This window comes from Faucicola sp. SE7633 (assembly GCF_059264685.1).
In genome coordinates this window covers 81402-90485 of the sequence record NZ_JCADBW010000009.1, presented here as the reverse complement: position 1 = coordinate 90485, position 9084 = coordinate 81402, and the positions used below count along the sequence as shown (strand labels likewise).

Sequence of the window (9084 nt, the reverse complement as noted above, 5' to 3'; positions counted from 1 at the left end):
AGCACAGGACAAGCCACCGTACTTCAACCAGGCGCCATCACCGTGGGTGGACCGAACAACGGCATCCGCATCGAAGGCGACGCAGGGAAGATCAACGGCTTGACAAACAAAACGTTTGACCCAAACAACATCGTAAGTGGACAAGCAGCGACCGAAGACCAGCTACAACAAGCGGCAGCGGCAGCCACCACCAAGCTAGAAGATGGCACAGCGACCACGGTCGGCACAAACACCAACCCAGACGGCAGCACCACCTACAACGTTAATGTACAAACAGACGGCACAACCCTTACCGTCAATGGCGACAACCAGCTAACAGCCGTCACCACCGCATTGAACTCAGATGGCAAAGGCAACACCAATGCCACCAACCCAGACAACCTTGTCAAAGCAGGTGACATAGCCAACGCCATCAACAACGCAGGCTTCAACCTACAAACCAATGGCGACACCGCAAGCTTGGTTAAAAACGGTGACACCGTTCAACTGCTAGACGGACAAAACATTGCCATCACCCGTGACGGCAACAACATCACCGTAGCCACCAAGCCAAATGTGGTGTTTGATAGTGTCAAAGCAGGCAATACCACCATCAACCAAGATGGCATTGACAACGGTGGCAAGCTGATCACCAACGTTGCCAGTGGTCTGCAAGGTAAAACGCTTAACCAAATTAAAGATGAGGGTAGCAGCAGTAGCCAATGGAGCAATGCAGCTACTATCGGTGATTTGACACAAGTACAAACCAATATTAGCAATACTCAACAAATCGTTGGTGGTGTAGATATTGATGGTAACGTCGTCGATGGTGATGGTTCAATGCTGACGGTTGTCAATGCAGACAATTCTACAACCCCTATTACCTTGACAGCTGCTGAGGCGTTACGCACCTATGATGCGGTGGGTACGGGCACCGTTGAAACCAACTCAGTTTTAACAGCGGTTAAAAACATCAACGAGCAAGGCACCAAGTACATTCACTTTAACGGTGGTGAGCGTAGTGTTGGTGGTCAGCGCGGTACGAACGATGAACAATCGCAGGCTAACGGCTCTAAATCAACAGCAATCGGCTATAAAACGGATGCTAATGGCGACGCAGCAGTAGCAATTGGTAATCAAGTATTGGCAAACGGTCAGCAAGCCATTGCTATCGGTGACCGCGCTCAAGCAGTAGGCAGCCAGTCTATCTCAATTGGTACAGGCAATATCGTAACGGGTAAAAACTCAGGCGCGATTGGCGACCCAAGTATCATCAATGGTGATAATAGTTACTCTGTGGGTAATAACAACCGCATTGGTAGCACCACGCAAAATGCCTTTGTTTTGGGTAATAATGTTCAGTTGGGTGCAGATACGGATGGCAACGCAACCAACAATGTCAGCGGTGCGGTTGCCTTAGGTAACAACACGGCGGTGAATGTGGCAGGCGGCGTGGCACTGGGTGAAAACTCAGTGGCAAACCGTGCAGGTCTAGGCAGTGATGTGACCACCACCAGCGCTACCATCACACAAGCTAGCAATGGCACAACCAGCCAAGTGTTTGCGTTGCAGCAAGCCAGCCAAGCTGATAAAAATGCCATCATTGCCACAGCAACCAACAGCGCAGGCGCGGTGTCGGTCGGTCGTGATGGTGCAAATCGCCAAATCACCAATGTCGCGGCAGGCTCATTAGACAGTGATGCGGTCAATGTCGCACAGTTGCGTGCCGCCGCCCAAGCGGCCGCTCAAGCAGCCACGGCAGCCAACAGCAAAGTTGCTGCTGGGCAAAATATCACTGTTGCACCGACCCAAAACTCAGACGGTAGCACGACTTATACCATTGCCACCACACCAAATCTGGTGGCTGATAGCGTAACCATCAACAACGGTAATAATCCTGTGGTCTTAAATGCCAATGGTCTGAACAATGGCGGTAATCGCATCATCAATGTGGCCGCAGGCGTTGATGGCACTGACGCAGTTAATGTCAATCAGCTAAACAATGCCATTACTGGAGCGGCAGCAGGCGCGCGTACCGAAATTGTTGCAGGTACCAATATCGCCAGTGTGACAAAATCCACAGGTGAAAATGGGCAAGATATTTACACCGTCAATGCTCGCGGCACAAGCACCAGTGCAGGTTCAAACGCTGTCACCGTCACCCATAGCGATGCAGGCAACAACATCACCAACTATGCTGTAGATCTAAGCGCGGCAAGTAAAGCAAGTTTAGCCAAAGCAGACACCGCGGTACAAAATGTGCAGGCAGGTCAAAACATCACAGTATCTCGTGATGGTAACAACGTCACCGTCGCCACCACACCAGACTTGGTGGCTGATAGCCTGACCACGGGCAATACTGTCGTCAATCACGCAGGCTTGACCATCAAAAATGGCCCAAGTGTGACCCAACGTGGTATCAACGCAGGTGACCAAACAATCACCAACGTTGCCGCTGGTGTCATCAGTGCGGACAGTAAAGATGCCGTCAATGGTAGCCAGTTGCACGCCACCAACCAAAACGTGGCTCAAGTGCAAGGTGACCTGACCAAACTCAACAACGGTGCAGCAGGTGTCGTGCGTTATAGCAACGCTGATACACCAACCACACCAAACGGCGGCGTAGTTAGCAATGACGTGACATTGGTCGGTAAAGCCAATGAGCCTGTCACCATCCACAACGTAGCACCGGGTCGCGCTGTCACCGATGCCGTGAACGTCGGTCAGCTATCGGCCTTAGAAGGCAAAGTCAATAACGCGGTCAATAAGCTTGGCTATCGCATTGGTGATGTCCATGACCAAGCCAACGCGGGTATTTCTGCAGCAATGGCAACTGCTGCCTTGCCACAAGCCTTCTTGCCAGGTAAATCAATGGTATCAGGCGGCTTGGCAAGCTACAACGGCGAAGGCGCGGTTGCTGTCGGTATCTCAACCTTGTCGGATAATGGACGTTGGGTCATCAAGCTTAGCGGTACAGCCGATACCCAAGGCAACGCAGGCGGCTCGGTTGGCGCAGGTTTCCATTGGTAATATTAAGTCCCACTCAGCCTAAGGTTGAGTGGGTACTTTTTCATCCACTTAAAAAGATATCACAAGGCTAAATCGATGAATACAAAAAAACTCCGTTATCAGTTAAGCGCGCTACTGGCTATCAGTTTGGCAATGACTGGTTGTACCAATACTATCAGCCAGCAAGTGACCCGTGATGGTACAGTTGAACCATCTGATTTGATTTTTCCAGACCTCAATAAAGCATGGCAAAAAGAGGGACAGTTCCCCAATCAGGAGAACTTAAGTAAAATCAAACCAGGGGTGAGTAAAGACGATTTATATCAGCTGATTGGTCGCCCGCACTTTAGCGAAACGCATGGCGCGCATGAGTGGGATTATATTTTTAAATTTTATCAGCCTGATAACTCAATCAAAATTTGCCAATATAAGGTGATTTTTGACAAAGACTATAAAGCGCAATCGTTCTACTGGCTACCTGTAGACTGTATGGCGTACGCTGAACCAAAAACCACCGTGGTTGCTGCGCCCACGGTCATCGTCGCGCCTGCTGCCCCTGTGCCTGTGGTAGAGCCCAAACCTGTGGTCAAAGAACATATCGACTTATCTGCTGATGCGCTATTTGCCTTTGACAAATGGCGTGCGCAAGATATGCTCCCAGGTGGGCAAGAGCAGCTGCGTCAGCTGGCCGATAAGCTGCGTCAGTATCAAGAGCAAGGCGATATGCGCTTGGTGGTCACAGGCCATACTGACCGCTTTGGCAGTGCTGAATACAACATGAACCTATCACAGCTGCGTGCCCAAACGGTGCGTCAATTCTTGATGGCACAAGGTATCCCTTCATCGGCTATTATCGCACAGGGTGTGGGTGAGTCTGAACCCATCACAACACAATGTCCCGAGAGTATGCCGCGCCAACAAGCCATTCAATGCTTGCAGCCAGACCGCCGCGTCGGTGTCGATGTGACGGTGTATCCACGCTAAATTATTGATCATTCCTAAAAAAACCATCTGTTAAACAGATGGTTTTTTATCAGTTTCACCATAAACCTTCGGCGTTAGGCAGTAGATACAAGGCAGTCATTAAGTGAGACTAAGCCGCCCAAGCTTGGCGCAAAATGCGCTGTTGTCGCCACGTCCGTAAACCAAGCAGCAAAGCCGCCACGGATAATCCTGTCACCAACGCCAGCCAAAATCCGCTCGCGCCTAGCGCTGTGTGCCGCGTCAAATACCAACCCAACGGAATTGCAACCAACCAATAGCTAATCAGCGTAATCACCATGGGTATCGTCGTATCTTGGATACCGCGCAAAATTCCTGCAAAATTCACCTGCCACGCGTCCACCAGCTGATACAGCATGGCAAACCAAAGCAAGGTTGTCGATTGCGCAATCACAGCAGGGTCATGACTAAACCACGCAGGGATTTGGCCACGCAAGAGCGCGATGACACTCATACCGCCCAATGCCAAAGCAGTCGCCACCGCCAAACCAAGCCAAGCCATGCGCCGCAAGGCGATAAAATCCTGTGCACCATAGCGATGGGACACCAAAATCGTCAATGCCGTTGCCAACGAAAACGGCAGCATAAACAGCTGGCTTGATACTGTCATGGCGACTTGGTGGCTAGCCACCGCAATCTCGCCCAATGGGCTGATAATCAGCGCAGCCAAGCTAAACGCACTGACCTCAAAAAACACACTCAGCCCAATCGGCACACCAAGGCCAAGCTGCCTACCAAATTGCGCCAACTTAGGCGGCGCAAATTGGCGATAAAACCGCGTTTGGCTAAACGCTTGCTTTGGGGTAAAGCTCAGATACCCACCCAACATGATAAGATTAAGCCACAACGTTGCCGCTGACGCATAGCCGCAGCCTGCACCGCCCAACGCAGGCAATAACTGCCGATCACCGAGAGCAATACCATGAATAAACAAATAATTGAGCGGAATATTTAGCAACAGCCCAAACAAGCTAATCACCGTCACCACGGCAGGTTGTTTGAGGCTCTCTGTATAGCAGCGCAAAGCCGTATAAGCACACACCGCAGGCAAGCCCAGCGAAATACCGCGCAAAAACTCGCGCGCAATCGGCGCAATCTCACTGGGTACGCCCATCACACCAAATAGCCGATACAACTGATTGACCGCACTCACACCAATCACACCCAGCACCAATGCCAGCCACAGCGACTGCTGGGTGATAAAGCGCACCTGATGATGTTGATTGGCGTGTTTTTGCCCAATGACCTCACCAATCAGCGGCGTGGTGGATAGCAAAATACCCACCAACAACAAAAACACGGGCAGCCACACGCCTGCACCAATCGCCACGCCTGCCAAATCACGTGCCGACACTTGCCCTGCCATAATCGTATCAACAAGGCTAAGCCCCGATTGGCAAATTTGCGTGCATAAAATTGGCACGGTCAAAGCCACCAGCTGACGCGCATCGTGTCGCCATGGCGGTTGTGACGATAAATTGTTCGCGGCCATACAAACGCTACTTAACCTTTACAATATTGGTTAATCGCCTGCTGAATTTGCTGACGGCGTAGCTCGATTTCACGCCCATCTAGGTATTTACGCTCACCGTTTTGCGCCATCTCATACACGCGTCCGCCTGCGTTCATGTTTTGTAAATTGGCTTGTAAGGTTTTACAGCGCTCTTTATCTTGTTCTTTTTGTTGGGCTTTATTTTGCGCCTCAAGCTCAGCAATGCGGCGTTGTTCGGGCGTTTGGCTGGTTTCAGGTGCGCCGCTTGCCGCCGTGTTATTGGTGTTGGTATTGCCGCTAGATGACGGCATGGCCATTTCACGCGTGTTGATGACTTGCACTTTTTTTAAATCCACGCCTTGCGTAGGCGCGTACTGGCTATAATGCGGCACGCCGTTTGGGTCAGTCCATTTGTAATAGGTTGCGGCATGGGTCGTCATGCCAATCAACGACACGGCAAGCAATAGCATACGGGTGATGGTCTGATGCATGATGGTCTCACTAAACTTGGAAAAAAGGATTGACAAAAGTTGGATATCAGTTGGCAAAATGCCAGCGCCTTTGACACACGCTTAATCTAGCGCAAGATTAGCACAGCCCACGGTGGTTGGCAAAAACTTGCGATAAAATCGCCAAAATAGCGCATACGCTGCAGGATAGGCAAACCACAAGACGGGCTTAAATCGTATATTTTTAGCTGATATAAGAGGCATAAATAAAAGTTATTTAATAATGAGAATTTTTTTGCTTGACTTCATCCCAAAATAAGCACACTATAACCAAACTACTGGTCGATAGCCTGTGATTACCGTCAGGGCTATTTGGTAAACGCCAAACGCCAAGCATGTGGTATTGCGACGCATTTGGTTGATTTATCGTTGTTGTTGTCAAGCAAGGTGTTAGGCAGGATGCCGATATACCGCGCCGTGCAACGTGACTTATCGGTTAGCAAAGACTTCAAGTAGCCAACACCATCTTGCAAAAATTTGCACAGTTTGTTTGATGCACCGTTCATTTTAGCAACACTGTCGCCATCCGAGCCTATTGGGCCATGGGGTCGGTTTGTCAGCATCGGGTGTGGTTATCGCAGTTTTCAACCGATATCAGCACACGCATGCTAAAAGACGCGCAAAACCAGTACACACCAAACCTGCTGCGCTGATCTCAATGACTGACGCAGCCATGCAAGCAAAAGGTGATGACTGTGATACAAACCACGCAAACCCCAAGTATGACGGGGGCGAACCATTCAGCGGACGCCGCACCGCATTTTGACGAAAAAACCCAGCTTGCCGCGCAGGGTGAACCTGTGATGATGTCTGGCGCGGAGATGTTGGTACAAGCCTTGATTGATGAAGGTGTTAAGTACATTTTTGGCTATCCAGGTGGGGCAGTGCTACATATTTATGACGCGCTGTTCAAACAAGACCAAATCGACCATATTTTGGTGCGTCACGAACAAGCAGCAGGGCACATGGCAGATGCCTACGCGCGCGTGACAGGCGAGGTCGGTGTGGTCTTGGCAACATCAGGGCCAGGCGCGACCAATACGGTCACGGCGATTGCCACGGCGTTTATGGATTCTATTCCAATGGTGGTCATCTCAGGGCAAGTTCCGTCAAACTTAATTGGTGATGATGCGTTTCAAGAAACCGACATGGTCGGTGTCTCACGCCCCGTGGTCAAGCACAGTTTTCAAGTCCGTGATCCGCGTGACATCCCCACAATCGTGCGCAAAGCGTTTTATATCGCGCGTTCTGGCCGCCCAGGTCCTGTCGTCATCGATATCCCAAAAGACAAAACCGCGCCCAATGAGCGTTATTTGTACGAATTTCCCGAATCGGTCAATATGCGTTCATACCAGCCATCCATCAAGGGGCATTCTGGACAAATTCGTAAAGCCATTGAGCTGTTGTTATCTGCCAAACGCCCCGTGCTGTACGCAGGCGGCGGCGTGATTGCCAGCAACGCCAGTGAAGCGCTCACCGAGCTTGCCCATCGACTAAACTTACCTGTGACCAATACCTTGATGGGTCTGGGCGCATTTCCGGGGTCTGACCGTCAGTTTTTGGGTATGCTTGGTATGCACGGCACCTATGAAGCCAACATGACCATGCACAACGCCGACGTGATTTTGGCGGTTGGTGCGCGCTTTGATGACCGCGTCACCAACAACCCACAAAAATTTTCCCCATCGGCAAAAATCATCCACATTGACATTGACCCTGCGTCAATTTCTAAAACCGTCAATGCGCATGTGCCGATTGTGGGCGATGTCAAAACCGTATTGGGCGAGATGTTAGCCCATATCAAAGAAACCGACGCGCAGCTTGACCAACCTGCACTGCATGACTGGTGGTCACAAATTAATGAATGGCGCAAGCGGCATGGCCTGCGCTATCGCACCGATGACAGCGACATGATGAAGCCGCAACACGTCATCGAGCGCTTATACGAGCTGACCGACGGCAAGGCGATTATCACCTCAGACGTTGGGCAGCATCAGATGTTTGCCGCGTTGTATTACAAATACAACGAGCCGCGCCAATGGCTAAACTCAGGTGGCCTTGGCACCATGGGCGTAGGCTTGCCGTATGCCATGGCCGCAAAATTGGTATTCCCTGAGCGCGATGTCGTGTGTATCACAGGCGAAGGCTCAATTCAGATGAATATCCAAGAGCTGTCCACGTGTTTGCAATACAACTTACCTGTCAAAATTTTAAACCTAAACAACGCCCAACTTGGCATGGTCAAACAATGGCAGGACATGATTTATGAAGGGCGGCATTCGCATTCTTACATGGACTCAATCCCTGACTTTGTCAAACTTGCCGAAGCCTATGGGCACGTGGGTATGAAAATCACTGACCCTGCACAGCTTGATGACGCGCTCAAGCGTGCACTTGCCATGAAAGACAAACTGGTGTTTATTGATGTCATTGTCGATCGCAATGAACACGTATATCCGATGCAAATCGCGGGACAATCCATGCGCGATATGTGGCTAGGCAAAGGGGAGCGCACCTAATGAAACACCTTATTTCTGTTTTGATGGAAAACGAATCAGGCTCATTGTCGCGCGTGGTTGGGTTATTCTCGCAGCGCGGCTATAATATCGAAACCTTAAACGTCGCGCCCACCGATGACCCGACGCTGTCACGCCTCACGCTCACCACCATAGCCGATGACAGCAAAGTTGAGCAAATCACCAAGCAACTGCACAAGCTGATTGAAGTGGTCAAAGTGACGACGCTCACCGACAACGTGCACCTTGAGCGCGAATTAATGCTTATCAAAGTACGCGCCACAGGCAACAACCGTGAGGAGATTAAACGTTCGGCGGATATTTTTCGCGCGCAAATCGTTGATGTCACCCCGTCGCTGTACACCATCCAAATCACAGGCGATGCTGCCAAGCTTGACGGCTTTATTGAAGTTGTGGGGCGTGACAAAGTGCTAGAAGTCGTGCGCTCGGGCGTGATTGGGATTGCCCGAGGCGAAAAAACCCTAGCGGTTTAGGGTTTAACCTGACAACCAACGGGCAGGCTACAATCAATCGCCCAAATCAATAAACCATTCTAGATACATCATTCTAGATAAAC

Annotated in this window: 6 protein-coding genes; 4 read left to right on the top strand and 2 right to left on the bottom strand. The window is 50.6% G+C overall.

The window, feature by feature from the left end:
* Together AC5L4R_RS05295 and AC5L4R_RS05290 are read left to right on the top strand one after the other, a co-directional pair.
* On the top strand, positions 1 to 3009 hold a 3009-nt coding region (locus tag AC5L4R_RS05295), incomplete at its 5' end, for a YadA family autotransporter adhesin (protein WP_494478032.1).
* Positions 3010 to 3084: 75 nt separating this feature from the next.
* Positions 3085 to 3972 (top strand): OmpA family protein, encoded by an 888-nt coding sequence (locus tag AC5L4R_RS05290; RefSeq protein WP_494473015.1) that lies wholly within the window; start codon positions 3085 to 3087, stop codon positions 3970 to 3972.
* A gap of 109 nt (positions 3973 to 4081) precedes the next feature.
* Here the strand turns inward: AC5L4R_RS05290 and AC5L4R_RS05285 are convergent, their stop codons facing one another.
* Both AC5L4R_RS05285 and AC5L4R_RS05280 read right to left on the bottom strand, forming a co-directional pair.
* On the bottom strand, positions 4082 to 5482 hold the full coding sequence (locus tag AC5L4R_RS05285) for an MATE family efflux transporter (RefSeq protein ID WP_494473014.1): 1401 nt from the start codon (positions 5480 to 5482) through the stop codon (positions 4082 to 4084).
* Between the two features lie 11 nt (positions 5483 to 5493).
* Positions 5494 to 5973 (bottom strand): DUF4124 domain-containing protein, encoded by a 480-nt coding sequence (locus AC5L4R_RS05280; RefSeq protein WP_494473013.1) that lies wholly within the window; start codon positions 5971 to 5973, stop codon positions 5494 to 5496.
* A gap of 821 nt (positions 5974 to 6794) precedes the next feature.
* Between AC5L4R_RS05280 and AC5L4R_RS05275 the strand changes: the two genes are divergently transcribed.
* Both AC5L4R_RS05275 and ilvN read left to right on the top strand, forming a co-directional pair.
* Positions 6795 to 8510: an acetolactate synthase 3 large subunit gene (locus tag AC5L4R_RS05275; protein ID WP_494473021.1), complete on the top strand. Its 1716-nt coding sequence runs from the start codon at positions 6795 to 6797 to the stop codon at positions 8508 to 8510.
* A complete protein-coding gene (gene ilvN / locus AC5L4R_RS05270; RefSeq protein ID WP_494473012.1) occupies positions 8510 to 9001 on the top strand; it encodes an acetolactate synthase small subunit in 492 nt (163 codons plus the stop codon). The genes AC5L4R_RS05275 and ilvN overlap by 1 nt, the downstream gene beginning before the upstream one ends.
* The last annotated feature ends 83 nt before the right edge of the window (positions 9002 to 9084 follow it).

Excerpts from the sequence above, each read along its gene's own strand:
- AC5L4R_RS05290 (WP_494473015.1), top strand. The coding sequence starts at position 3,085 with ATGAATACAAAAAAACTCCGTTATCAGTTAAGCGCGCTACTGGCTATC.
- AC5L4R_RS05275 (WP_494473021.1), top strand. The coding sequence starts at position 6,795 with ATGATGTCTGGCGCGGAGATGTTGGTACAAGCCTTGATTGATGAAGGT.
- ilvN (WP_494473012.1), top strand. The coding sequence starts at position 8,510 with ATGAAACACCTTATTTCTGTTTTGATGGAAAACGAATCAGGCTCATTG.
- AC5L4R_RS05285 (WP_494473014.1), bottom strand. The coding sequence starts at position 5,482 with ATGGCCGCGAACAATTTATCGTCACAACCGCCATGGCGACACGATGCG.
- AC5L4R_RS05280 (WP_494473013.1), bottom strand. The coding sequence starts at position 5,973 with ATGCATCAGACCATCACCCGTATGCTATTGCTTGCCGTGTCGTTGATT.